This window comes from Tetragenococcus halophilus (assembly GCF_001712815.1).
Lineage (GTDB): Bacteria > Bacillota > Bacilli > Lactobacillales > Enterococcaceae > Tetragenococcus > Tetragenococcus halophilus.
This window is the reverse complement of sequence record NZ_CP012047.1, coordinates 40,950-67,738: the sequence shown is the minus strand read 5'-3', so window position 1 is coordinate 67,738 and position 26,789 is coordinate 40,950. Positions and strand designations below refer to the sequence as shown.

Annotated in this window: 25 protein-coding genes and 1 riboswitch; of the genes, 5 read left to right on the top strand and 20 right to left on the bottom strand. The window is 36.4% G+C overall.

What is annotated here, in order from left to right; translation table 11 throughout:
* Positions 1–33 precede the first annotated feature (33 nt).
* Positions 34–333, bottom strand: coding sequence for a DNA-directed RNA polymerase subunit omega (gene rpoZ / locus AC806_RS00310; protein ID WP_069028487.1), 300 nt, complete (start codon positions 331–333; stop codon positions 34–36).
* Positions 334–337: 4 nt separating this feature from the next.
* Positions 338–952 carry a guanylate kinase gene (gene gmk / locus AC806_RS00305; RefSeq protein ID WP_014123457.1) on the bottom strand — a complete coding sequence of 205 codons (615 nt, stop codon included), beginning with the start codon at positions 950–952 and terminating at the stop codon, positions 338–340.
* A gap of 329 nt (positions 953–1,281) precedes the next feature.
* On the opposite strand from gmk, the gene AC806_RS00300 reads away from it, so the two are divergent.
* On the top strand, positions 1,282–2,604 hold the full coding sequence (locus tag AC806_RS00300; RefSeq protein ID WP_069028486.1) for an IS1380 family transposase: 1,323 nt from the start codon (positions 1,282–1,284) through the stop codon (positions 2,602–2,604).
* Positions 2,605–2,786: 182 nt separating this feature from the next.
* On the opposite strand, the gene AC806_RS00295 is transcribed toward AC806_RS00300, so the two are convergent.
* Entirely contained in the window at positions 2,787–3,014 is a 228-nt protein-coding gene (locus AC806_RS00295) for a YdbC family protein (RefSeq protein WP_069028485.1), read from the bottom strand.
* A gap of 35 nt (positions 3,015–3,049) precedes the next feature.
* On the bottom strand, positions 3,050–4,699 hold the full coding sequence (locus AC806_RS00290; protein WP_014123455.1) for a patatin-like phospholipase family protein: 1,650 nt from the start codon (positions 4,697–4,699) through the stop codon (positions 3,050–3,052).
* A gap of 192 nt (positions 4,700–4,891) precedes the next feature.
* On the opposite strand from AC806_RS00290, the gene AC806_RS00285 reads away from it, so the two are divergent.
* Positions 4,892–5,656, top strand: coding sequence for a hypothetical protein (locus AC806_RS00285; protein ID WP_014123454.1), 765 nt, complete (start codon positions 4,892–4,894; stop codon positions 5,654–5,656).
* An 81-nt stretch (positions 5,657–5,737) separates the two neighbouring features.
* On the opposite strand, the gene thiD is transcribed toward AC806_RS00285, so the two are convergent.
* The 14 genes from thiD to treP all read right to left on the bottom strand — a co-directional run bounded on the left by thiD (position 5,738) and on the right by treP (position 19,466).
* Positions 5,738–6,565 (bottom strand): bifunctional hydroxymethylpyrimidine kinase/phosphomethylpyrimidine kinase, encoded by an 828-nt coding sequence (thiD, locus tag AC806_RS00280; protein WP_069028484.1) that lies wholly within the window; start codon positions 6,563–6,565, stop codon positions 5,738–5,740.
* Positions 6,566–7,195, bottom strand: a complete 630-nt coding sequence (gene thiE / locus AC806_RS00275) for a thiamine phosphate synthase (protein WP_069028483.1) — start codon at positions 7,193–7,195, stop codon at positions 6,566–6,568.
* On the bottom strand, positions 7,192–8,013 hold the full coding sequence (gene thiM, locus AC806_RS00270; protein ID WP_069028482.1) for a hydroxyethylthiazole kinase: 822 nt from the start codon (positions 8,011–8,013) through the stop codon (positions 7,192–7,194). The genes thiE and thiM overlap by 4 nt, the downstream gene beginning before the upstream one ends.
* Positions 8,014–8,027: 14 nt before the next feature.
* Complete coding sequence (gene thiW, locus AC806_RS00265; RefSeq protein ID WP_069028481.1) at positions 8,028–8,531, bottom strand: energy coupling factor transporter S component ThiW; 504 nt, start codon at positions 8,529–8,531, stop codon at positions 8,028–8,030.
* Positions 8,532–8,550: 19 nt separating this feature from the next.
* Entirely contained in the window at positions 8,551–9,132 is a 582-nt protein-coding gene (thiT, locus tag AC806_RS00260) for an energy-coupled thiamine transporter ThiT (RefSeq protein WP_069028480.1), read from the bottom strand.
* A 53-nt stretch (positions 9,133–9,185) separates the two neighbouring features.
* A riboswitch (TPP riboswitch) is annotated at positions 9,186–9,290 on the bottom strand.
* 157 nt (positions 9,291–9,447) lie between these two features.
* On the bottom strand, positions 9,448–10,314 hold the full coding sequence (locus tag AC806_RS00255; protein ID WP_069028479.1) for a histidine phosphatase family protein: 867 nt from the start codon (positions 10,312–10,314) through the stop codon (positions 9,448–9,450).
* Positions 10,315–10,581: 267 nt separating this feature from the next.
* Positions 10,582–11,556, bottom strand: a complete 975-nt coding sequence (locus tag AC806_RS00250) for a ribose-phosphate diphosphokinase (RefSeq protein ID WP_061840008.1) — start codon at positions 11,554–11,556, stop codon at positions 10,582–10,584.
* Positions 11,557–11,857: 301 nt separating this feature from the next.
* Positions 11,858–13,231, bottom strand: a complete 1,374-nt coding sequence (gene glmU / locus AC806_RS00245) for a bifunctional UDP-N-acetylglucosamine diphosphorylase/glucosamine-1-phosphate N-acetyltransferase GlmU (protein ID WP_061840009.1) — start codon at positions 13,229–13,231, stop codon at positions 11,858–11,860.
* Positions 13,232–13,330: 99 nt separating this feature from the next.
* Positions 13,331–13,732, bottom strand: coding sequence for a nucleoside-diphosphate kinase (gene ndk, locus AC806_RS00240; protein ID WP_014123445.1), 402 nt, complete (start codon positions 13,730–13,732; stop codon positions 13,331–13,333).
* A gap of 47 nt (positions 13,733–13,779) precedes the next feature.
* Complete coding sequence (gene purR / locus AC806_RS00235) at positions 13,780–14,598, bottom strand: pur operon repressor (RefSeq protein ID WP_061840010.1); 819 nt, start codon at positions 14,596–14,598, stop codon at positions 13,780–13,782.
* A gap of 144 nt (positions 14,599–14,742) precedes the next feature.
* Entirely contained in the window at positions 14,743–15,576 is an 834-nt protein-coding gene (locus tag AC806_RS00230) for a metal ABC transporter permease (protein ID WP_069029355.1), read from the bottom strand.
* Positions 15,549–16,229 carry a metal ABC transporter ATP-binding protein gene (locus AC806_RS00225; RefSeq protein WP_069029354.1) on the bottom strand — a complete coding sequence of 227 codons (681 nt, stop codon included), beginning with the start codon at positions 16,227–16,229 and terminating at the stop codon, positions 15,549–15,551. Before AC806_RS00225 ends, AC806_RS00230 begins: the two co-directional genes overlap by 28 nt.
* A 223-nt stretch (positions 16,230–16,452) precedes the next feature.
* Complete coding sequence (gene ispE, locus AC806_RS00220; protein WP_061840012.1) at positions 16,453–17,304, bottom strand: 4-(cytidine 5'-diphospho)-2-C-methyl-D-erythritol kinase; 852 nt, start codon at positions 17,302–17,304, stop codon at positions 16,453–16,455.
* Positions 17,305–17,468: 164 nt separating this feature from the next.
* On the bottom strand, positions 17,469–19,466 hold the full coding sequence (treP, locus tag AC806_RS00215) for a PTS system trehalose-specific EIIBC component (RefSeq protein WP_061840013.1): 1,998 nt from the start codon (positions 19,464–19,466) through the stop codon (positions 17,469–17,471).
* A 287-nt stretch (positions 19,467–19,753) separates the two neighbouring features.
* On the opposite strand from treP, the gene AC806_RS00210 reads away from it, so the two are divergent.
* From AC806_RS00210 to treR, 3 genes are all read left to right on the top strand, one after another.
* Complete coding sequence (locus AC806_RS00210; RefSeq protein ID WP_069028478.1) at positions 19,754–22,384, top strand: glycoside hydrolase family 65 protein; 2,631 nt, start codon at positions 19,754–19,756, stop codon at positions 22,382–22,384.
* 16 nt (positions 22,385–22,400) lie between these two features.
* A complete protein-coding gene (gene pgmB / locus AC806_RS00205; RefSeq protein WP_014123437.1) occupies positions 22,401–23,051 on the top strand; it encodes a beta-phosphoglucomutase in 651 nt (216 codons plus the stop codon).
* 63 nt (positions 23,052–23,114) lie between these two features.
* Entirely contained in the window at positions 23,115–23,831 is a 717-nt protein-coding gene (gene treR, locus AC806_RS00200; RefSeq protein WP_069028477.1) for a trehalose operon repressor, read from the top strand.
* Positions 23,832–23,884: 53 nt separating this feature from the next.
* Here treR and rny read toward each other — a convergent pair whose 3' ends face one another.
* Positions 23,885–25,441 (bottom strand): ribonuclease Y, encoded by a 1,557-nt coding sequence (rny, locus tag AC806_RS00195; RefSeq protein WP_069028476.1) that lies wholly within the window; start codon positions 25,439–25,441, stop codon positions 23,885–23,887.
* Positions 25,442–25,699: 258 nt separating this feature from the next.
* Positions 25,700–26,743, bottom strand: a complete 1,044-nt coding sequence (gene recA / locus AC806_RS00190; RefSeq protein ID WP_014123434.1) for a recombinase RecA — start codon at positions 26,741–26,743, stop codon at positions 25,700–25,702.
* Between the last annotated feature and the right edge of the window lie 46 nt (positions 26,744–26,789).

The following is a 26,789-nucleotide window of genomic DNA, read 5'->3' as shown; positions in this document are numbered from 1 at the left end:
TTACTTAAGTCACGATCCCTCAACAAGTGAAGTTTAGCTATCTTCACGCACCCGGTTTTCTAAATCTTTTTGTTCTTGTTCTTTTTGCGCTTGTTTTTCTTCTGCTTCCATTTGAATTCTTGCCCGTTTTAGTTCAGGGTTAGGATCATTAATCACTGTTTGGGCGTCAATTTCTTCTAATGCTTTACCAACATTTTTAACTGAATCAAAATTATCTAAAGTCGGATTTGCGCCAGCATCTAATTCATGAGCACGTTTGCTAGCTAATAACACCAAGGAATACTTAGAATTAATTGATTCTAATAAAGAATCAATTGAAGGTTTTAACATCATAATATTACAGCTCCTCTAACATTTTTCTATATTTTGCAATGACACGTTCCACCCGGAAGTGTTCACTGGATATGATACTCTTTATTCTTTCTACTGCTTTAGGTACTTCATCATTGACAACCGCATAATCATAAGAAGCCATCATTTCTATTTCTTCACGTGCAACTTTCATACGTTCATCAATTGTATCTTCTGAATCAGTCCCCCGTCCAGTAATCCGCAGACGTAATTCCGCTAAATCTGGCGGCGTTAAAAATATAAATACACCATCAGGTACTTTTTCTTTAACCTGTAAAGCGCCTTGAACTTCAATTTCCAAAAAGACATCTTTTCCTTTATCCAAAGTTTTTTGCACATAAGGTAAGGGGGTCCCATAATAATTACCTACATATTCAGCGTACTCTAACATTTGTCCTTTTTTAATCATATCTTCAAATTCTTCTTTTGTGCGAAAGTAATAGTCTTCTCCCTCAATTTCTCCAATCCGTTGTTTACGAGTGGTCATAGAAATTGAATACTGAAAGTCATTATCTTCACTATCAAATATTGCTTTGCGAACTGTTCCTTTTCCGACACCGGAAGGACCAGATAAAACAATCAATAATCCCCGCTCTGTCATAATGACGTCCTTTCCCTCTTGTCTTGCTTAACGTCTATTTTGCACTTTTTTTCTGCAACTTTCAAGAATAACTTTACTCTAAGAAGTACAAGAACTAAACGTTAGTATAACACTTTTTTAGTTGAAGCACTATTTTCAAAAATAATAAGTAAAAATTTTTAACTTACATATTAGTCCTGAATGATTTATAAATTTTTCCAAGGATGAATCAATCCTTGGTATGCTCATTTTTCTAAAAGTTTAGTTGCTTCACCTTCTGGGTGTACAAAAAGAACGCACTTCGTGTTATTGTAAAGTCGACAAAACATAACAATAAGGAGTGCGTTCTTATGTCTTTCACTTTACAACAAAATTCTCTTACATTCAATGAGCAAAAAGCCATCTCGATCGCCAATGATGGTGGCACCTTAACCAATGACGCGGGGCTCGTCTTACTTTCGGAGTTTCTAAATCAAATTCGTTTTGATTCCCTGTTAGCGCAATACGTTCATATTCCAGAGTATCGTGCCTTCGCCCAACATGAATGGCTGGATGTCGTAAAACAATGGCTATATCAATTGATCGCTGGTTATTCTCGAGACCGAGACGCCAATACCTTACAATATGATCGCCTTTTTAAGGAAGCATTGAAACAAGAGCGACTCAGTTCGCAATTTATGATGTCTACTTTGCTTCATACCTTGACAGAAGAAAATGTTAATCAACTATTACAAGTGGCGAAAAAACTTGGCGATTTAGGCATGGACCAGCAAAACAGCCAACAACTCGTGCTTGATCTGGATTCCACCTGTTGTCCCACTTACGGAAAGCAAGAAGCAGGGGAATATATTTACCACTATGGCCTCAATGGGTATCATCCATTTGTGGCATTTGAAGGTTTAACCGGATTGGCATTAGATGTTCGCCATCGTCATGGCAAATCTTATACCTCCACCCACGCCGAAGATTATCTCGTAGAAATGTTGGCGCATTACCAACAACGTTCGAGTGATCCCACAATGCTTGTACGCGGGGATAGTGGCTTTGCCAAACCGGAAATTTATAAACAATGTGAGTGTCGAGGCGCCCATTATGTGATTAAATTGAAAAATAACGTACGGTTGATTCATTATGCGCAACATCTTGTCCAATATACCAACGGTACGGACTACACAAAGACCGAACATCAATATTTTAAGATGGCTTATCAAGCAGATTCTTGGGACCGATCTCGGACAGTAGCCATCAAGGCTACCCGAAAAGCCGAAACTTTACTTTTTTCCGAATTTCAATTTGTGGTGTCCGATTTCGCTCATCTTTCGCCCCAAACCATTTTTCAGCTCTATCAAAAACGTGGGAATATGGAAAACTTCATCAAAGAAATGAAGACCGGATTTTTCGCTGATAAAACGGATAGTCCTTCCTTTTTAGCGAATAAGGTTCGCTTAGCCCTAAGTTTTATCGCCTATAATATCATCCACTTGATGAAACAGCTGACTTTTCCGCAAGAGAAAAAGACGACGGTGATTGACACGATCCGTTTTCAACTATTTCATATTGCTGGAAAAGTCACAGAACACGCGCGTCAAGTGCAAATTCACTTATCAAGTACGAATGTTTACAACACGTTGTTTTGGGAAGTCCTTACACGAATTCAGCGATTGAATCTCTAGTTTACTTTTCCCCTTTTCCTCTTGATAAAAAAGGCTTGGTTTTCATTTTCTAGGAAGAATTTTATCTTTTTTTAGCGTCGTTCGATCGTCCCTTCCTATTCTTTATTAAAAAGTGGCAATAAAAAGGGAAAATAACATCAAAGTCACCTCGTTGAGCGGTCGAATGCGTTATCCACAAATTTTTATAAATCATTCAGGTTAGTTACTGCTTTTTTTAACGCTTCAAATTCTTCGTTACTTAACGTGATTCCTTTTCCCATCTTTTCATGGTCAGGACCCCAATCACGTAAATCAAATTTGGGTGGACGTTCATTCCAACTGACAATATTTAATTCTTTACGCCAACCTTTGGCGTTTTCGGAGAGGACCGCAATCTCTTCTAAAATTTCATAGGAAAAATCTTTTGCCATATACTTCCCTCATTTCATTTGATATTCATTAATAACTACGCATTTTTTGCTATTTTCTTTTTCAAAAAAGAGAAAAATTTCACTGCAACAAATAATACCGCCGATTTTTCAATAAGACTTTCAGGTATTTTTATTCCCTTTTCTAAAAGTTCTTCAAAAAGCAAAAATTGCTTCTTTTTTGAAAGTAAGGAATAATTTTGATGAAAAATTTCAAGCCATTCTATAAAAGATAGTGTTACTTCAAAGGGCTGGGTGACATTTTCTTTGCCTTCAACTAAAGCCGCTAAAAATTGTGATTTTGTATAAATTTTGTTTGGCGGAAGTTCTAAAAAACGACCAATAAGTTCAACAAAAGCTTCTCCGGCTCTTTCTAAAGGGATCTTTTTTTCGTATAGCTTATAAAATTTCTGCCAAAATGCCTTGTCTTGTAACCAACTGACTTTTTGCGAAGATAAGGTTACAATAAATGCTTGCCATTCTGTCTGCCAATCTACTTCAGTAGTAAAAGTATACCAGAAACCAGTGTAAAAGTGGAAATATTTCATGGTTTCTAAATACCCTAATTGTTCATTTATTTTTGAACGGTGACTATCAAATATCAAAAAACTGCCTAATGACCAAGGAGAACGTAACGTAATTGTTGGTATATTTTCTGTAGCTATATTTTTTTTACGGATTCCAGGACCTTGGGCGTCTATACAAATACACTCTTTGGCCCCTTTTAAAAGAGCAACATCTAGTGGGAAATCATTACGATATCCACCATCAATATAGTCTTCACCTTTGATATTCATCGGTTGCATGGCAGGGAAAAAAGCTGCCGAGGCTGTCAACCATTTCCATGCATCTGTTGTTGGTTTGACAGCAACCACTTTTTCTTTTAGGCCCCGTAACCGTGTAGTACAAATATATAATTTTATAGAGGAAGCTAGCAGCGTTTTTGCGTCTAAATTTTGCTGCAACAAACGCTGCAGTGGTAAAGTACTAACTCCCTTGTCTTTAACTGCCGATAGCCCAAGAGAGCGTAGTTGCTGTCTTAATTGTTTAAACGAATGGTTATCATCTGCTGCTTTAGGAAAAGCTAGAATTTGTTCAGTACTGATCTTATACCAAATTCGCCTCGCCATATTTTCATCATCCATCATGATGAGCCCAGCATTTAATGCTCCTACAGAGGTACTAGTGATCATAGAAAAAGAAATATTCAATCTTTTTAATGCTCGCCAAGCACCAATTTGATAAGCCCCTCGTGCACCACCACCACTTAAAACCAAAGCAGTGTTATAACATAATTTCTTAGTTAATCCTTGTTTATCTGGCTGATAATTATTTGCTAATAACCACTCAAACAGCGGTCCTTGCGCAGAAAATGTTAAGTGAATAGTAGAAGTAAAGTAACTACGCGCAAAGCATTCGATTTTTTGTAAAATAGCATACCAAGAAATTTGACTAGGTTCACTACATAAAATATTTGTAATTTTCATTTGCCTTTCTGATAGCTTCATACTAAAAAAAACAACTTGCTTTTGTATTTCTATAGCCCAACAATCTTGTTTATAAATAGCATAAAACATGTTCTTTTGAGCAAGAGAATGTGTGTTATAAAAAGGGAAAACTAATTTTGTTTGAGTAAGAATCGGACGAACTTTCTCGAATTCAGAAACATACAGTTTTTTAAACGCCACATAAATCCCCCTATTTTTTGTTAGTCAATAAAAATTCCTGTTATTTACAATATAAATGATATTTTCAACTCGCTCAAGTTACTATATATTACTTAGTGTAATAAACATTTAAAAGAAACGAAACAAGCATTTTTCAAAAATTTATTGTAAAATATAATTAGGAGAAGCAAGGAAAAAGGAGGGATCTGCATAATGGCTGATTTTATCTATGTACATATTGACAATATCAGTAATGCTGTTTTGACCCAAGGTTTTTCTACTGCTGATTTTCATCAGGCTATTGTTCACCGCCCTAAAAACCTATTGTTGTTAGATCCTTCAAATGAACGGGGTGAATATGAAGCTCACACCGCAATGAAAACTATTCGCGGCAAGCAAGCCGTCGATAATTATTTCCAAGCAGTTGATAAAAAAAGAGTCGTTGGTACTAATAAATGGATTGATTTTACTGATGTTATGATGTTAAAAGAACTAACCCCCACTGAAATCTCAGAGTTATTGTATTTTGGTCATATGAAGACGCATCTTCATTCACCTTTTTTTTATAAGTTACAAAATAACTTTGCTTATTTTGAATTACAAGACGATTTATCTAAGGTTTACTATCGTTATTTAGATGAGTTTCATCAGGTCTTAGCACAAAAAATTACCCTTCTAACTTCAGGAACCTTAAATACACGACGTTCTTTGTTTCAAAAAAGTAAGGCAGTCGAGCCTCTACCTCTCAATATTGTCAAAACGTTGAGTGACTTTATGAAAGAAGGTTTGGTTTTTTCTTTTAAACAAACGGAGTTCCAAGATAGAACATATCAGATCCCGTTATTTTTAGTAGGAGACACTCATATTCGTATGGGGAGTCCTACGTTTAAAGATGATGCACTTATTGGACATTTAACTTATTATTCTTCCCAAAGAACTTGGGACCTTGATATCAATAAAAAAAATTGGGAATTATAAACATTGACAATCACACCATGGTCATAAAATGATTAAACGACGAAAAAAGCGGTTTATGCTTTCCCGTCGTTTTTATTATCATCATTTCTCTTTTTTGACAGTAATTTTTTCACTTAATTTCGCCCAATGGTTGGTAGGGCCGTGTCCGTGTCCAACGCTGATTCCATCTTCTATAGCACCTTGAATAAATGATTTAGCTGTAATAGCTGCTTCTTTAAATGATTTTCCTTTAGCTAATTCTGCTGCGATACAAGAAGAAAAGGTATCTCCAGTCCCGTGAGTATTGTTTGTTTGAAGACGAGGTGCACTAAGCCAAAAAGCTGTTTCATTTTCCATTAATACGAAATCTGTAGCTTCTTCATCCTCTGCATGTCCACCTTTAATAATCACATTTTTTACACCTATTTTTTGTAAAGACAATGCTGCTTTTTTGATTTCTTTTTTACTTTTTATCTTGCTTTTTGTTAATGCTTCAGCTTCCGGTAAATTAGGGGTAATAACATAAGCTTGTGGTATAAGCTCTTCTTTAATCGTTTGCACCGCTTCTTTTTGTAATAGTGGATGACCACCCTTTGCTATCATCACAGGATCTACAACCAAAGGACCAAAAGAAGATTTTTTATAATTATTAACAACCGTTTGTACATGTTCTTGATCAAATAACATCCCAGTTTTAGCCGCTCGGATATGAAAATCAACATCTAGAGAGGCAAATTGTGCATCAACAAAAGAACAAGTAACAGGACAACTTTCCTGTACACCCCTAGTATTTTGCGCCGTTAACGCAACAAGGATACTTGTACCAAAAACGTTTCTAGCTTGAAAAGTTTTTAAATCCGCTTGAACACCTGCGCCACCACCAGAATCTGACCCCGCAATTGTTACAACTTGTGGCGTTTGGTTTTCCATCTACTTTCCCTCCAATTGTGTAAATTTCGTCCTCATTTGTCCTACTTTTTCTCCAATATTACTAGCTTTCATTATCTCACTGACTATAGCTATCCCTTGGATATTTATGTGATTAAAATTGGTGATCCGTTCTTCAGTGATGCCGCCAATAGCAACTACTGGAATTGATATCTCTTGTGTGATCTGTTGTAAAGTTTCAAATGAGGTCGTTTGTGCATCTTTTTTTGTTGTAGTCGAAAACATCGCACCAATGCCTAAATAGTCCGCACCGCTCAATTGTGCTTTTTTTGCTTGAGATACATTCTTAGCAGAAACCCCCAGAATTTTATTCCCAATAAGCTGTCTTGTTACTTCTACCGGCAATTCATCATCACCAATATGTACACCAGAAGCGTCAATCGCTAAGCAAATATCAACTCGATCATCAATGATCAATGGAATTTGATAGGCGTCTGTTACATTTTTTACTTTTTGAGCTAGCTTATAATAGGCACTTGTTGTAAGTTCCTTTTCCCTTAATTGTACTAATGTCACACCATTTTTACAGGCTTCTTCGATCTTTTGTAAAAAAATCGGCTCACTTTCCCCGTAACGATTCGTTACCAAGTATAAACTCGTATCTATTTTCATCGTTTTCCTCCTCTGGCTTGTCTAAACCAATGCTTATTTTCTTTTCCTAATAACGATAGTTGATTTAGTGTTTCATGCCGAAAATCTGCCAAACCAGTATTGGATATCATTTTTTCACTAGCATGCTCTGCACAAATATTTAAATAACTTAATGCTAAAAGAACAGCCGATTCAGCACTAAATTGTACTCCTAGTAGTGCTGCAATCAGCGCCCCTAATACATCGCCGGTTCCAATAAAACGTTGCAGCTCGTTCACACCATTTTCCATAATCCATATGTTATCCTTTGCAACAATAATATCTTTTTTACCGGTGGCAAGATAAGTAGTAGCTAAATCTTCTTGTTTTAATGCCTTCACCAACTCTTCAAGTTCATCTTCATTTTGATCCGATATGCTACTATCAACGCCTTTACCTGTCGTTTTTAGTCCACAAAAGGCACGAAGCTCCGAAATATTTCCTTTGATAACATCGGGTTTTTGTCTACTTAACTGTTTTGACAACTGATAAGCAATAGGTGCACTCGTTACGCCCACTATATCAACAACAAGTGGTATTTGTTTAGAACTCATTTTCGCAGCAGTTAAAAGTGTTTGCTCTCTTTCTTTTGATAAACTGCCCAAATTTAATAATAAACTATCTATTTTTTTTAAAAGTATAGGAAATTCCCTAACATCTGAGGTCATAATTGGTTGCGCATTAACATATAATAATGCATTAGCCATAGTTTCTATAGTAACATTATTCGTAATACAATGAACAAGAGAAGTCTGTTTTAATGGAAATACTTCTGTGGCCATTTCTGCGATATCTTTCATCTAACCATCCTTTTCTAGTTAAATAGAGACTTCATTTGACGAAAAATGGATAAATCTTTTACTTTTTTCCAGACAAACCAAGCGACAATTGAACCTAATACAGCGGCGCCTAAAAAACGTGGTGTATAAATGAACCAATAGAATTGGTTACTCGCGTCGGTAAATACTACCATCACAGGGTAAGATAATAATGAACCCATAATGCCGGTCCCAATAATTTCTCCTGCCATTGAAGCATAAATATTTTGGAAGATGCGATAAAGTAAAGCAGCTAAAAAGGCGCCAAACACTGCTCCTGTCAAAGCAAGAGGAGGAATACCTAAAAATGTCATACGTATAACGCCACAGATGAAAGCCATAATCGTAGCATACAGTGGGCCCATCAACACACCCGCAAATACATTAATCACACTAGACATAGGCGCCATTCCTTCAATACGTAAAATAGGCGACAAAACAACATCTAAGGCAATCATAATTGCTAATAAGTTAGTTTTCTTAGTTTTTTTATGTCTCATATAAATAAAACCTCTTCAGTTAACTCCCACCGATAGACAATTGATCTTTGGGTATAAATACGCTTGGAAATACTCTTTCAAGAATCAACAAAATAACTATAGCAGCCAAAGAAGTTAACAGCGCGCTGACGCCGTTAATCACTAGGGAATAAATGACTGGTGATAACCCCCACATCGCATACTGACCCCAAAAAATATATCCGGCCACAAAATGCCAGAAATAACGAGCAAAAGTACCTACTAAACAAGCACTAATAATACTAAAGCGAGCTTGCCCATGATTTTTTACTTTAAGCGATCGCTGAAGTCGTGCTGCAAAAATGCCAGCCAAGCCTGCAAATGGGTAAGCTAGAATATACTCAATTAACACCTGGGGAATACTTAGGTAAATTACCTGGCCTAAAGGAAAATGCAGGAACCCCCAAATAAGTCCCGCAAGTATTCCAGGGCGTGTACCACGACGTAGTGCGTACACAACTAAAGGGATTTGACCTAAAGATAAGGTAAAAGTTGTACCCGCATCTGTAGGTATCAGTGATAACATCACACTTAATGCAGCAATAATCGTTCCTTCTATCCAAACTTTTGTGTTTGAATGCATAAAAAATACTCCTCCTTTAGAATCTTCACAATTCACAAAGGAGAAGTATATATACTTCAACTCGTCACAATTCCTACGTTCGAATGGTCGAAACAGGTACGAAGGGTTTAGAGAGTAACACTCAATCTCAGCCCATATGGACTCCCCTTTGTGAGCAGATTCTATTTAATTACTTACATGTATAGGGTAACATATTTTTACCAAAAAAACACCGCTAACAATTTTATTATATATAAAAAAAGAAATTTATTTGTTGTTATTATAGTTTGAATCATTGAACAAGTAATAAACACATTTTCTAACCGGTAAATAAAATCAATCTGATTGTGCTTTTTCTCCTTGTTCGGCATAACTCATATCGTTAACTGACTCTAATGAGTAGTCATTATCTTTATACTTAATAATATTGACGCTTGCATTATCCAAGCCATCCGCTGGTGCTTCAAAACCATCGAATAATGTATCTAATAAAGCAGTAATACTCAATCCATGGGAAGTGATTAAAACATTTCCAGATCCATTTTCTTGCGTTTCATCTGCTACAATTTGATCTAAACTCTCTGTTAAACGATCACTGATCGTTTCATAATCTTCTGCTGGCCAGTTGATTTCTTCTTCAACATTATTTTCTTCCATCTGTTCTTTATCTAATTTTGCTACACTATCAGCAAAAACTTCTGGATCCATATTTGCTTGAAACTCCTCTAAAGTCACGCCTTGTTCATCGGCAACATCTTGCCACATGCTATCATTTAAATCGCCTTCATATGTCCCAAAGTTAAATTCTCGCAAGCCACTATCTTTTTGTACTTGTATTTCATTTGTTTGCTCATTCTCGTCTAAAATCAAATCTGCTGTTTGAATAGCACGTCCGCTATCACTAGAATAAGCGTTTTGAAAATCAATGTCTTTTAAGCCAACACCAGCATTTGTGACAACTTCTTCACCAGCAGGAGTTAATACTGCGTCTGACCAGCCTTGCACTCTATCAGTAGTATTTAGCATCGTTTTTCCATGACGTACAATATACAAGGTTAATTCGTCCTCTTGATTCGAAGTTTCCTCTGTAGATTCTGTAGTTTGTGCCGCTTGGTTTGCTTGAGTATTTGCCTCATTTTGACAAGCGGATAATAACATAACAAAAGATAAGGCAATGCTAGATTTTATTAACAATTTTTTCATTTTCAATTCCTCCTAAATCTATTTGCTCACAATGAAGTTTTTCTCTCCTCCTTTCGGGCTAAAAAATAAAAAAACCTACAATCGTCCCTTGAAAACTAAATAGGGATAATCGTAGGTTATGCTCCATATGGATAACATTCCAACTTCATTATTAATAATATACAATGAAAAGGCTACCATAACGAGTAGTAACTGTCAATTGTCTTTTAGACATTCATCTATTAAAAGACAATTGATAAAAAAAGCCCCAAAATTAGGGACTTTTTATTATAAGTCAACCTTTTTTTCAAATAAAGGACTAACAGGTTTACTTTCATGAATACGTCTGATTGCTTCTGCAATTAAATCGCAAACGCTAATTTCATCTAGTTTATCAATTTTACGTTCTTCTGGTAAGTTGATAGAATCCGTAACGACCAAATGTTCAATAGCAGAATCTGAAATACGATCTAAAGCAGGACCAGATAATACAGGATGTGTACAAGAAGCATAAACACTCGTAGCACCAGCTTCTTTAAGTGCATTTGCCGCCAGCGTGATCGTACCTGCTGTATCAATCATATCGTCGATAATCACACATGTCTTTCCATTAACATCGCCTATAATGTTCATCACTTCTGCCACATTTGCGCGAGGACGACGTTTATCGATAATTGCAATGGACGCATTTAAAAACTCTGCTAATTTACGTGCTCGTGTTACCCCACCGTGGTCAGGAGAAACAACGACTACATCATCACCTTTAATCCCATGTTCAATAAAATAATCCGCAATTAAAGGAGCACCCATTAGATGATCGACAGGAATGTCAAAAAAGCCTTGAATTTGAGAAGCGTGCAAGTCTAAAGCAACTATGCGATTAGCGCCAGCTTTTTCGATCATATTGGCCACTAATTTAGCCGTAATTGGTTCACGCGCACGGGCTTTACGATCTTGCCGCGCATAACCATAGTAAGGCATTACCACATTTATGGTCTTTGCACTTGCTCGTTTTAAAGCATCGATCATGATCAAAAGCTCCATCAAATTATCATTTACTGGACTACTCGTTGATTGAATAATATATACGTCTGCTCCTCGGATGCTTTCTTCGATGTTAACTTGGATTTCACCATCGCTAAACTGTTTTACTGTACATTTTCCTAATTCTATTCCTATAGCTGCCGCAATTTTTTCTGCTAAAGGTTCATTTGAATTTAATGCAAAAATTTTTAATCTTGGATCAAAATATTGATTAGACATGAGGACCTCCACTTTCTATACATTCCAACGAACCGTTTATTCGTCTTAAATAGTTTGCTTACGTTGTCATTATAATGTTTATAGCCAGTGAAGACAAGACATTAACATCATATTCTTAAAGCGCATAACAAAAAGAGACCGAAATAATAGGGGCCCTTTATAGTAAATATCTACCAAATAACGAAAAAATATTTTAATGCACTAGACACGCTACAAAAAAAGAAGCGAACAAGTCAAGGGTAAACTAATTGAATTTTTTCATATATCATTACTAACAATACCTAACATTTCAGTCTCTTTTTTATTGTAAAAATGGTAATCTTTTTGCGTACCCTTCTTTATTTACTTGACGAGCACGTGCAATTGCCATATCGTCTTCATAAACATCATCAGTAATTGTTGAACCCGCAGCTAAGCAAGTATTTTGAGCAATATTCACAGGCCCAATCAAATTAACCGCTGAACCAATAAAACTATGATCTCCAACTGTCGTATGATGTTTGTTTTTACCATCATAATTGACAAAGACTGTACCACAACCAACATTGATCTCTTTACCCAATGTAGCATCACCAACATAGGTCAAATGGCCTACTTTAGTCTTCTCACCGATCGTTGCATTTTTAATTTCAACAAAGTTCCCTATATGAGCTTGTTGCTTAACTTCGGTTTTAGGACGCAAATGAGCATAAGGACCCACATCTGCTTTTGAATACACAATACTTTCTTCAATCGTAGAAGACTTCACAGTAACACCATCTTCAATCCTGCTATCCGTGATTTGTGAATTTTGTGTAATGACACAATTTTCTCCAATGACCGTTTCGCCTTTTAAGGAAACACCGGGGTCAATGATAGTTTCAGCACCAATTTTTACACCATCATCAATATAGCTTGTATTCGGATCAATGAATGATACACCATTTTGCATATGTTTACGGTTGATCCGTCTACGCATAATATTATTAGCTTGCGCCAAAGCAACCCGATCGTTAACGCCAATAGATTCTTCGAAATCACTTGTCTGATAAGCAGCAACGATATGTCCTTGCTCTTTTAAAATTTCGATGATATCTGTTAGATAGTATTCTCCTTGAACATTATCTGTGGTGATATTATCTAAAGCTTCAAATAACAACTCATTATCAAAACAATAAGTTCCCGTATTTATTTCTTTTACTTGTGCTTCTTCTGTCGAAGCGTCCTTTTGCTCAACGATTCGATCTACAATACCTACACGATCCCGTAAAATCCGACCATAACCACTAGGATCATCAGCGTGTGCTGTTAAAATCGTAGCGGAAGCATTTTTCCCTTGATGATATTCAAATAACTGATCCAAAGTCTCACTCGTTAAAAGCGGCGTATCCCCACTGATAACTAGCGTTGTGCCTTTTTTCCCCTTCAAAAAATCAGCTGCTTGTATTACCGCATGACCTGTACCCAATTGTTCAGCTTGTAAAGCATATTCACTCCGTGTATCCAGCTGTGCTTTTACCTCTTGAGCTCCATGACCAACAATCGTTACAACTTCATTGGGATTAATTTCTTCAACACGATTCATAATATGTTCGACCATGGGTTTACCGCAAACTGGGTGTAGTACTTTATATAGCTTTGATTTCATTCGTGTACCCTTACCAGCAGCTAAAATAATTGCGTAACGTTCGTCCACCTGTCTCACTCCATTTTTAATTTTTGCTTGTTTAAGTGTAGCCCACTTGCTTAGACATTTCAACCAATGAGTAAAAATTACAGCTAGACCAATTTTTAATTATCCAAAGAAACGAGCAATTTCTTCTTGTGCTGTATCTACTGAGTCGGAAGCATGAATCAAATTCCTCGTTTTATTTACACCGAAATCACCACGTAAAGTGCCCATTTCTGCTTCTAAAGGATCAGTCGCGCCAACGATTTTTCTAGTCTGTGAAATTGCTTGTTCTCCTTTAACCACCATCAACAAGACTGGACCTTCCATCATATAATCTAAAAGCCGAGGAAAAAACGGCTGATCTACTAAATGGTGATAATGTTCATGTAACTGCGCTTTAGATAAAGTTTCTATTTTTATTTGAGAAATTTGTAGCTGTTTATCTTCAAACCGTTGAATAATACGTCCTAGCAAACGACGAGCTAGCCCATCAGGTTTTATAATCACTAAAGTTTGTTCACTCATTAAGCTTATCTCCTATTATTTTATAATTAATCCATTCTACAATACTTTTAATTTTCGAAATAATTTCCAGGAACGACTTTAATTGTTTTCGTTTGTGTGTCCACATCTTTAACATATAACAGTGAATTGTAGTCTGTAACAGCTCTTTTTCCTTTAAAGTTTGCTTCAGCAAAAACACTAACGCCCACTAATTCAGCATCGAACTCATCGATCAAACCCTGCATACCATTAATTGTACCGCCGCCTTTCATAAAGTCGTCAACAACCAAAACACGAGATCCTCTGGCTAAGCTTCTTTTAGATAATTCCATTTTTTCAATACGCTCAGAAGAACCTGAAGCATAGTTGACACTAACAGTAGGACCCTCAGTTATTTTTGAGTCTCTGCGTACAATAACAAAAGGAGCATTCAAATAATAGGATACAGCTTGAGCGATGGGCACGCCCTTTGTCGCAACGGTCATTACCGCATCAACTTCTTCGTTGATATATTTTGAAGCGATAATTCGCCCAACCTGTCGTAACAATTGAGGTTGTCCTAATAAATCAGTTAAATAAATATAGCCTCCGGGTAGCAAACGATCTTGCTCAGATAGACGTTTAGCCAAAGCGTTAATATATTCTCTAGCTTCTTCTTTTTCAATCACAGGAACAAAAACAACACCTCCTGCAGCACCAGGGATGGTGTCTAAAATTCCAGTTCCTCTTTCTTTGAATGTTTTTTTAGCAATTGCTAAATCCTCACTAATAGATGATTTAGCTGATTCGTATCGCTTAGAAAAAAACGTTAAGGGAATCAATTCATGCGGGTGCTCTAATAAATAATGTGTCATATCGATCAATCGTTCACTACGACGAACTTTCACTTCATTCAACTCCTTTTTCATTTGATCGTTTTAATTATATAGTTTTTTTTGGAAATTAGCGAGTATTTTTTAAGTTTTTCTAGAAATTGTTCGTGATTTATGCAAACAATAAAAAACAGAGAACATCTTTGTTCCCTGTTAATTTTATTCTTTTAACCGTTTTTCACGTTGAAATAAGGTATAGAGCTTTTTGATCGCATTTACGACTAAAAATAAAGCAATAAATACTAAGGTAATCGTAGCGCCAGGTGGTGTGTCGATATAAAAGGAACTAACTAAGCCACTCAACATTCCCACAAGTCCAATTAACACACTGATTAAAATTACCGCATTAAAGCTTTTTCCTATCCTCATACTAATCGCAGCTGGTAAAACCATAATAGCTGAAATCAGCAATGCTCCTGCAATTGGGATCATAATTGCAATTGCTACTCCTGTTAATACATTAAATAGCATAGACATCCAATGAATAGGTAACCCGTCCACGTGGGCTGTCTCCTCATCAAAAGTTAAAACGTACATCGGACGTTTAAATAAGAGAAATAACAATAAGGACAAAACAAACAATATACCTAAGAAAATAACTTGGGGTTGCGTAATTGTTACGATGGATCCAAATAGATAAGATTGAATGCTAGCAGAGGAGTTTCCCCCGGTAATATTCATCAATACAAGAGCGACTGCAAGGCCTCCTGCCATTAAAATAGCAATAGAAATCTCGGAATACCCTCGGTAAACCATCCGCAAATACTCTAGTAAAATAGCCGCGATAACCACAACGACCATGGTGGTAAATGTAGGATTTAAGTTAAGAAAGAAACCAAAAGCTACTCCTGCTAATGATACATGAGACAAGGTATCAGCCATAAGAGACTGTCGGCGAATAACTAGAAATACTCCTAGCATCGGCGCAATCCCAGCAATAAAAAGAGCAGCTAAAAAAGCTCTTCTCATGAACTCATATGAAAGCAGCGCCATTGGGTTCCCTCCTTTCGCACCAAATGAATTTGACGATCAGCATACTCTTTAATATCTTCATGATCGTGGGTAATCATAAGTACGCCTTTATCATGTTCATGTGCACTATGTTGTAATAAACGATAAAAATTGGCACGGGATTGTTCGTCCATTCCATTTGTCGGTTCATCCAAAATGAAAAGATCAGGATCTGTAGCAAACACTCGCGCTAAACTGATTCGTTGTTTTTGTCCACCAGACAACTCGCCAATACGTTTATCTCGCATTTCCCACATATCAACAGCTTCCAGTGCTTTTTGTACGTGTTCATTATCTATATCAGTAAAACGTTTGAACCAACGACCTTTAGGATAACGCCCGGAACTTACTAATTCATAAACCGTGCTAGGAAACCCAACGTTAAACGAAGCTACCAATTGGGGAATATAACCGATACTAAGTTTTCCGCCTTTATTGTTTTTAGGGGAAATGTAGATACTACCTGATTCAGGTTTTAATAACCCAAGTGTTGCTTTGACTAGCGTTGATTTAGCTGCGCCATTTTCACCTGTTAAAGTAACAAACTCGCCATCACTTACTTGATAACTAACGTCTTCTAATACAGGCTCTTCATCATAGTAAAAAGTTAAATCTTTTACTTCGATATAACGCATCTGTTTTCCTCCTTCTACCATAAATTTTCTCCAATCAATTGAATGATTACCTATTGTTAAATTTTTTATTTTATGCTCCCTAGTTATTTAACGGGATACAAAACGTATTCATTACGATTTATTAACAAGCTTTAATGTATCAAAACTTTTATTGCTCGTCAAGCAAAAGTTAATAGATTAAATCATTACTTTTTCAATAAAAAAAGCCGGGAAATCCCAGCCTTCATCGTAGTGTTCGCACCATATATACTTCATCACAAAATCCTTTTACCCCGTTTACGATACGTTTAGCACGACTTTGTTTTTGACATAATGCAAATACAGTAGGTCCACTCCCACTCATCAAAGCAATATCGGCGCCAAATTTCATCATACGCGATTTGATTTGTTGAATAATTGGATGTTTAGGAATCGTTATATCTTCTAAACTATTACCCATGTAATTCAACATCCCTGAATAGTCCTGCCTTAAAATTGCCGAAGCAAGTTCTTTCATATTAGGATGTGTAATTTGTGTCATATCCACTTGTTGGAAAATTTTTCTGGTTGAAACACTTAATTGTGGTTTAACCAAAATAACCCAACATGGAGACATTGGCTTTAATACATTGACGATTTCACCTTTGCCAGCAATAAAAGATGTGGTGCCATATAGACAGTAGGGAACGTCGGTACCAACGTGCATACCTATATCAATCATTTCCTCCATGGAAAGTTCTAGCTTCCATAAACGATTTAGCCCACGCAAAGTTGCAGCGCAATCAGTACTACCGCCGCCAAGACCTGCAGCGACTGGTATATTTTTTTTAATCGTAATTTTAATCCCTGCAGCAATACCATAACGTTTTTTTATTATAGCAGCCGCTTGATAGACATTGTTTCTTTGATCACTCGGCAAAAAAGCTTTATTAGATTCAATAACAATTTGATCTTCATATAAAGGCTCAAAACTTAAATGATCAGCCAAATCAACGCTTGACATAACCATTTCTAACTCATGATAATTATCTTCTCTTTTATACAATACATCCAAGCCTAAATTGATTTTTGCCGGTGCTTTTTCAATTATTTCCATGTTTTCCACCCATTCGAAATAGTCATGTTGTATTCTATCATAGCAAATTTTTCTTGTATAGACACAAATAACAGTTAAAAAACAAAGAAAAAAGAAAAAAGTGTAAAACCAACTTATAGTCGTTGGTTTTACACTTTTTCAAAATACACTTTACACTTATTTACTCAAGAAACTTCGATCTCTCCTAGGTCTTCTTGTGCAGTGACTTCTCCTTCTCCTACAAGGGCAAAAGAATTAATTTTATCGCCGTTTGTAAATACTGTTAAAACATCCGTTTGTTTACCAGCATCTTTCACCGCTTTTCTATCCATTGTAGCAAGTTGTGTATCAGAGCTGACTTGGTCATTTTCTTTTACATTGATAGTAAAAGGCGCACCTTTTAGTTCAACGGTGTCTAAGCCCATATGAACAAGCACTTCCACGCCACTATCAGTTAAGATACCGATAGCATGTTTTGTTTCAAATACACTAGATATCGTCCCAGCAACTGGAGAATAAATTTGGTCTTCTGTTGGTTTTACTGCATAACCATCTCCCATCATTTTTTGAGAAAAGACAGGATCATCAACAGCTGTAATCTTAAGTAACTCGCCAGAAACTGGTGCAAATAATTTTTCAGTTACTTTTTGTGTATCCGTTAAAGAAGCAGCAGTGTCCTCTTCAGAAGAAGAAAGGCCAATATCACCAGCTGTCGCGCCAACAGCCGCTAATTCTGCTGTTGAATCTTCACGGTCCTCTTTATTAAAAATGCCACGTTTTCTAAAGACCACTGTTAAAATAAACGGAATAACAATAGCGATGACCATCGAAATTGCAAAAGCTAGATAGCCGCCACCAATTTGACTGTTAATAACTAAAATTCCCGGCAGGCCCCCAACTCCAATGGAATTTGCGCGTACATCCATAAAGTTATTAAATAAACCGGCAAATCCCGAACCAATCATCGCGGCGACAAAAGGATAGATAAATTTTAAATTAATCCCAAACATCGCTGGCTCGGTAACACCTAGGTAACAAGAAATCATGGCGGGAATGGAAACTTGTTCTTCTTTCTTATTGCCACGATGCAAGTAAATCACAGCTAAAACCGCTGAACCTTGCGCAATATTAGATAAAGCGATCATCGGCCACAAACTTGTCGTATGGCTTGTCACTTCAGAAGCAATTAATTGTAAGTCAATGGCATTAGACATATGATGTAAGCCGGTAATAACCAGAGGGGAGTAAAGTAAGCCAAAGGCAAAACTGAACAACCAACTAACAGACGAAGTTAGACCAGCGAATATAACATTTGAGATAATATTTCCTAGCCACCAACCAAATGGACCTAAGATTACGTGAGCCGCAATAATCGTAGGTAGTAAAGCAAATAATGGAACAAAGATCATCGAAACCGCTTCTGGAATGTGCTTACGGAAAAATATTTCCAGATAAGCGAGTAAGAACCCTGCTAACATTGCTGGAATAACTTGTCCTTGGTAACCAATCATATCTACCTGGGCAAAACCAAAATCCCACTGAGGAATATCCGCAGCAGCAGTGGAGGCAACCTCATTGGCATCAAGTAACTGCGGGGAAACCAAGGTAATACCTAGGACAATACCTAAGATTTGCGTAGTTCCCATTTTACGGGTAACACTCCAGGTAATCCCTACAGGTAAGAATTGAAAGATTGCTTCTCCTGGTAACCATAAGAAATCATTAATAGCGGTCCAAAAAGTAGAACGATCAACAATTGTAGCTCCACCAAAATCCACGCCCTCTAAAATGTTACGAAAACCTAAAATAAGACCTCCGACAATAATAGCGGGTATAATAGGAGCGAAAATTTCAGCTAAAGCACCGACTGCCCTTTGTAATGGATTCTGATTTTTTTTAGCTACTGATTTAGCATCTTCAGTCGAAGTACCCTCTATTCCTGAAGCTTCTTTAAAATCATTATAAAAAGTAGCTACATCATTTCCTATAATAACCTGGAACTGTCCAGCATTGGTAAACATTCCCTTTACACTAGGAATATCATCAATTGCTTCTTGATCCGCTTTATCCGGATCATTCAAAACAAAACGCATTCTAGTTGCACAATGGGTAACAGCATTAATATTTTCTTTGCCGCCAACTTCTTTTAACAGTCGCTTGGCATCTTCTTCGTACTTGCCCATAAGACTTCCTCCTCAGCGAAAATTGTATATACATGTATAACTACAACTTTATCATACCTTGTGATATTTTATATTGCAAGCGTTTTATTCATTTTATTTTATAATACTTCTGTTTTTTAAAGTAATAGATTGTCGGAAAATGGGCTTTCATTACAATTAGCCCGTTATTTTTCCTCAAGATATATTTTCGGCTATAAGCTCATAAAAAGTTTCTTCTTATCATTGTAAAAGCTTTCATTTTTCGTTATAATAAAATTGCATGTATAGACAAGTTAGGAGGAGTATCCATGTATCATATTCGTATAGAAACAACAGGACAATGGGTAGTTCATTGGCCAAATGGTAACACTGAAATTTTATCCGCCTCTTTAAATGAATGTCTGTCCTATTTAACAAAAGAAATTAAAACACAATCCATTGAAGGAGGAACGATAGACCAAGAGATCCTCTTTGAAAAAGATGGACAAACCTTCGAATTAGCACAATATTTAACTGAAGAAACAAATCGCCCATTTGTTTGCGGCAAGGCAACAGATTTCGACACAAAAGCAAAGCAAATTCCTTGGAATATTGAGTATTATGGTTACAATCCAGAAAAAAATGAATATTCTCAAGAATCTTTATTAACCGTTGGTAACGGTTTTATCGGTCTACGCGGCACTACACCAGAAATGGAAATTAGCGACAATAATTATCCAGCGCTTTATCTGGCAGGTCTTTATAACGAAGTTGGTTCCCAGGTTGCTGATAAAACGATTTATAATGAAGATTTTGTTAATGCGCCTAACCTACAAAAGATGTATTTAGTCCTCGATGACCAACGTATCGATATTGAAAATAACCAAATTTTATATATGAAACGACAGCTTAATTTAAAAAACGGGCTACTCTCTTTTTACTACACCCTTCAATCAGACGATGGTAAAAAAATTGCCATTCAAACGAAAAAAATTGCCAATATGGAAAATGTTCATCAGTATGCGGTAAGTTATTCATTTACGCCACTTAACTTTTCAGGTGAAGTAACGTTTATCTCAGAAGCTGATGGTGATGTTTACAACTACAATGTTGAGCGTTATCGTAGTCTATCAAGTCGTCATCTACAAGTTAGTAAGCTACAAGCGGATAAAGACGTGGTATCTCTTTTAGCAAAAACAAATACTTCAAATATTACTGTCAGTCAACAGGCAAAATTACGTGGTTGCCAGCACTCACTAGATGATTTAGTAATTGAAAAACAGAGCAATAAAGTGATGCAAAAAGTACCCTTAACGGTAAAAAAACAAAAGACTTATACTTTTGAAAAAACCGTGCTCGTCAATCAATATAGAAAAGAAGATAAAGTAGCTGATATCGATCTACAAGCAGTTACTTTACCAACCTTTAACGAATGCTTACAAGCTTCTAACAAAGCGTGGGAAAATCTCTGGGAAAAAGCTGGTATTCATATTACGGGAGATTTGATGTCGCAAAAATTATTAAATCTACACACTTATCATCTATTAGTTTCTGCATCTCCTAAAGGTAATCAAGGATTAGATGCCTCTGTAGCTGCTCGTGGTTTGCATGGAGAAGCTTACCGTGGACATATTTTCTGGGATGAATTATTTATCTTCCCATTTTATATTCTTCATTTTCCGGAAATAATTAAACCACTATTACTCTATCGTTATAATCGATTAGAAATGGCAAAAAAAGAGGCAAAAGAAGTCGGATATCAAGGAGCCATGTTCCCTTGGCAATCTAGCCTAGATGGTTCTGAACAATCACAAGACCTACATCTAAACCCAATTAGTGGAACATGGAAAAAAGATAACAGCCGTTTACAAAGACATATTTCTCTAGCGATCGCTTATAATATATGGCTTTATTGGCACAACACACAAGACATAAGTTTCATGAAAGATTACGGTTTAGAGATGCTTTTAGAGATCGCTCTTTTTTGGGAAAGTGCAGCTGTCTATAATCCAACGACCAAGCGTTATGATATTGATCATGTAATGGGGCCTGATGAATTTCATGAAAGCTATCCTGAAGCAAAAGAAAGTGGCTTAAAGAACAACGCCTATACAAATATGATGGTAGTATGGTTATTTGAAGAAATTGCCCGAATAAAAAATGAATTCTCTACAACAGATTTTGCTACTATTCAGAAGAAAACTGGTGTTAACGATCAATTACTAGAAAAAATGGATGAGATCAAACGTCAATTATCCTTAGAAATTGACAATAAAGGAGTTATAGCACAATTTGACGGTTACTTCGAGTTAAAAGATTTAGACTGGCAGCATTATAAACAAGAATACGGTAATATTTATCGAATGGATCGTATATTAAACGCTGAAGGAAAGTCAGCTGATGATTATAAAGTAGCTAAACAAGCTGATAGTTTGATGATATTTTATAATTTCTCTAAAGAACAAGTATCCACCATACTAAAAGATTTAGACTATCAAGTGCCTGCCGATTATGTTCAAAAGAACCTTAATTATTATCTAGCACGCACTTCACATGGTTCAACCTTATCCCGTGTTGTACATGCTCAACTGGCCGCTATGGTTGGCGATCAAGATTTATCATGGCAACTTTATCAAGAAGCGTTATACTCAGATTATCGCGATATTCAAGGAGGTACTACTGCTGAGGGGATACATGCTGGTGTCATGGCAGCAACCTTGTATATACCACTAACTACCTTTGCCGGGCTAGATATTCGTAAGGATATCATTAGTTTTGAACCAAATTTACCGCAATCTTGGTCAAGTATTCAATTTTCTATAACCATTCGGGGTATTGACTTTATTATTTTTGTTTCACATGAAACAATCTCAATTACACCAACACAAACTACTTTTGTTGAAATTAATCATGAAAATGTTGAACTATCTGCTAATGAACAGACAACAATAACTTATTAAACGAGGAGAGAGAATAATGAAAAAGGGATTTGTATTTGATCTTGATGGCGTCATCACTGATACTGCTAAACTACACTATATCGCTTGGAAAGATTTAGCTGCTGCGTTAGATATCGAAATTGATTTGGCTTTTAATGAGCAACTCAAAGGTGTAAGTCGAATGGAATCTTTAGACAAAATCTTAGCTCACGGCGGAAAAAAAGATGATTTTTCTATAGCACAAAAAGAAACACTAGCAGAAGAAAAAAATAAACACTATGTAGAGTTACTACAAGCTTTAGGTCCACAAGACTTATTACCTGGTTTCAAAGAATTTTTAAATACCGCTAAAGAAAAGCAAGTTCCTTGTGTAATTGCTTCAGCTTCTAAAAATGCACCATTTATTTTAAAAAAATTAGAAGTTTTTGATGCTTTTGATGCAATTGTTGATCCAGATGAACTAACTAAAGGTAAGCCTGATCCGGAAATTTTTATTCGTGCTGCCGATACCATACACATTGCTCCAGAAGAAGCCGTCGGATTTGAAGATGCACAAGCAGGTATCGAGGGCATTAAAGCTTGCGGTATGTTTGCTGTAGGTGTTGAAACAACAGAGCCTTTATACCAAGCAGATCTTCGTGTAAAACAACTAAGTGAACTTACAGTTGACGAATTATTAGAAAAATAACAAATTGTTTTTCCTTTTTTCTACGCCTATATATAATAAACAAAAAAGGAGGCAATGTTTCGAATGAATAAGTTTAAAGAGATATTTTTAGATTTAGAGCAAAAAATATTATCTGAAGAATACCCACCCCACTCCTTGCTTCCAAGTGAAAACCAGCTGATTAAATTATATGACGTTTCCAGAGAAACTGTACGTAAAGCGTTAAATCTATTACGAAATGCTGGCTATATTCAGAAAAAACAAGGGAAAGGTTCTATTGTTTTAGATATCCATCGCCTGGATTTTCCGATCTCTGGTTTAACGAGTTTTAAAGAATTACAATCGAATCAGCATATTTCTAGTCAGACAACAGTGGTGGAATTAAGAAAAATTGCCGTATCTATAAAATTGCATGAAATCACTAGCTGGCCAATAGCCAAAGAAGTGTGGAAATTAGTCCGTCAACGTAAAATAAATGGGGAAGTAGTGATCTTAGATAAGGACTATCTTCTTAGCGATGTTATTCCACAACTACCTAAAGATAAAGCACAAGATTCCATCTATGATTACTTTGAAAATGAATTAGGATTAGACATTGCTTATGCGCAAAAGGAAATAACCGCTGACCCGGTAAATAAAGAACTCCGTGATTTAATGGACTTACATCCGGAAGATCGCCATGTAGTTACTGTTAGAAGTCTAGTTTATCTAGAAGATACGCGTTGTTTTGAATATACAGAATCTATCCATCGCTTGGATAAGTTCCGTTTTGTAGATTTTGCTAGAAGAAGAAAAATATAAAAAAACAAAGGAACGGTCTATTTAATAGATCGCTCCTTTGTTTTTTATCTTTATTATTTCGCGTACTCAGTCGCTCGAGTTTCTCTTATTACAGTAACTTTAATATTACCTGGGTAATTCAGCTCGTCTTCAATTCTTTTACGTATATCACGAACCAAACGGATCGCATCCATATCGGTTATTTCTTCAGGTTTAACCATTACACGTACTTCACGTCCTGCTTGCACAGCAAAACTATAAGAGACTCCTTCAAAACTGTTAGAAATATTTTCTAAGTTTTCCAAACGACGAATATAATTTTCTAAGGATTCACTTCTTGCGCCTGGTCTAGCCGCAGAAAGCGCGTCTGCCGCAGCCACCAAAGCAGAAATAACAGAAGTTGCTTCTGTATCTCCATGATGAGAAGCTATTGCATTAATAACAACAGAATCCTCCTTATACTTAGTAGCTAATTCAGCTCCTATTTGCACGTGAGATCCTTCAACTTCACGGTCTAATGCTTTTCCTATATCATGCAAAAGACCTGCACGCTTAGCCAACTGAACATCTTCACCTAATTCAGCAGCTAATACTCCAGTTAATTTTGCCACTTCAATAGAATGATTCAAAGCATTTTGACCATAACTTGTTCTAAAATGCATTCGCCCTAAAATTTTGATTAGATCTGGATGTAAGCTATGTATTCCAAGATCAAAAACGGTTTGTTCACCATAATCACGAATACGAGCATCCGTTTCTTTGCGAGCCTTTTCAACCATTTCTTCAATACGTGCTGGATGGATACGTCCATCCTGAATCAATTTTTCCAAGGCCATACGCGCCGTTTCTCGACGAATTGGGTCAAAGCCAGATAATACAACCGCTTCTGGTGTATCATCAATAATTAGATCAATTCCTGTTAATGTTTCAAGTGTTCGAATATTACGGCCTTCACGACCAATAATACGCCCCTTCATCTCATCATTTGGTAAAGTAACAACAGAAACTGTCGTTTCAGAAACTTGGTCGGCAGCACAACTTTGAATAGCTAAAGATAAGATATCTTTGGCTTTCCTATTCGCTTCATCTTTGGCTTGCTGTTCTGATTCTTTAACCATTACAGTTAATTCATGATCCAATTCTTCTTCTGTTGATTTCATGATCATATCTTTTGCATCATCTTTTGTCAGCGCAGCGACTCTTTCTAATTCATCTTGTTGTTTTTGAATAAGTTCTTCAATCTCATTTTCTCGCTCGTCAATTAATTGTTGTTTCTCACTAACGTTATTTTCCTTATCCGTCAATGATTGTTCACGTTTCTCCAAAGAATCATCTTTTCGATCAAGTAATTGTTCTCTTTGCAGTAAGCGATTTTCTTGCGATTTTAATTCACTTTTATTTTCTTTCAACTCACTTTCAATTTCTGACCGGTATTTCTGATTTTCTTCCTTAGCTTCTAACAACGCTTCTTTTTTCAGAGTTTCTGCTTCTTTTTTTGCACTAGACAAAATGCTATCAGCACTTTGACTGGCACCGTCTATCTCTTTTTGATGACGATATTTTGTATAAAAAACTCCGCATAAAAGCCCGACAATTAAACCGATGATAGCGAGGAGAATGTTCAATCCCATTGGTAAATCACCTCCAGACTATCTCTATATTTTCATCTTTTGTAGTTTTTTGATAAACGTACTTACAAATAAATTACCAATATGCCTACTTGCATATGTGTGTAATACACACAGTTTAATTTTAATGTTTGTACTAAGGAGTGTCAACTTAAAAAGTGAGAGTTATTAATTAATCGCTTTTTCACATTGTTATTTAACAAAACAAAAACGCTTTTTATGGAAAAATATTTCCCATAAAAAGCGTAAAAATATTTATTCTTATGAATTTTCCTCTAAAGGAAGTTCTTCTTGTCCTTCTTCTGCTGACTCAGAATCATCAATCCCATAAGCTTTACGAACAAGCGCTGATATTTCAGCGACCATTTCTGGACGTTCTTTCATATATTTTTTCACATTTTCACGTCCTTGGCCAATCCGTTCTTCTTTATAAGAATACCATGCACCACTCTTGTCAATAAGATCTTTTTCTACGGCCATATCCAATAATTCACCTACTTGTGAAATACCTTCTCCGTACATAATGTCTACCTGTGCTATCTTAAATGGGGGAGCAACTTTATTTTTTACGACTTTAAGCTTCGTGCGGTTACCAATAATATCCGTACCAGATTTTAATTGTTCAGCTCGTCGAACTTCTAAACGCACTGTAGAATAAAATTTTAATGCGCGTCCACCTGGCGTAGTTTCCGGGCTACCAAACATAACACCAACTTTTTCGCGGATTTGATTAATAAATAGCGCAATTGTCTTGGTTTTATTGATCGAACCAGATAGCTTACGTAATGCTTGAGACATCAAACGTGCTTGTAAACCAACATGAGTATCGCCCATTTCGCCATCGATTTCTGCTCTTGGAACCAATGCTGCGACTGAATCGACTACCACAATATCAACAGCGCCACTTGAAACTAAGGCATCAGCGATTTCTAATCCTTGCTCGCCCGTGTCCGGTTGAGATAGTAATAGTTCATCAATATTAACACCTAAGTGTTCTGCATATTGTGGGTCCAAGGCGTTTTCTGCATCAATAAAAGCAGCTGTTCCCCCTTGCTTTTGAACTTCTGCTACAGCATGAAGAGCAACGGTCGTTTTACCTGAACTTTCAGGACCATACACTTCTACGATACGGCCACGTGGGTAACCACCAACTCCTAATGCGACATCTAATGCAAGTGAGCCACTAGGAATAGTTGAAATCTGTTGATCAGCCTTTTCCCCTAGCTTCATAATAGCGCCCTTGCCAAAATTTTTCTCAATCTTTTTTAATGCAGTATCTAGTGCTGCTTTGCGGTCATCTGCCAATTAAGATAAACCTCCTTATATGATAAAAACTACTTGTGTACTCATT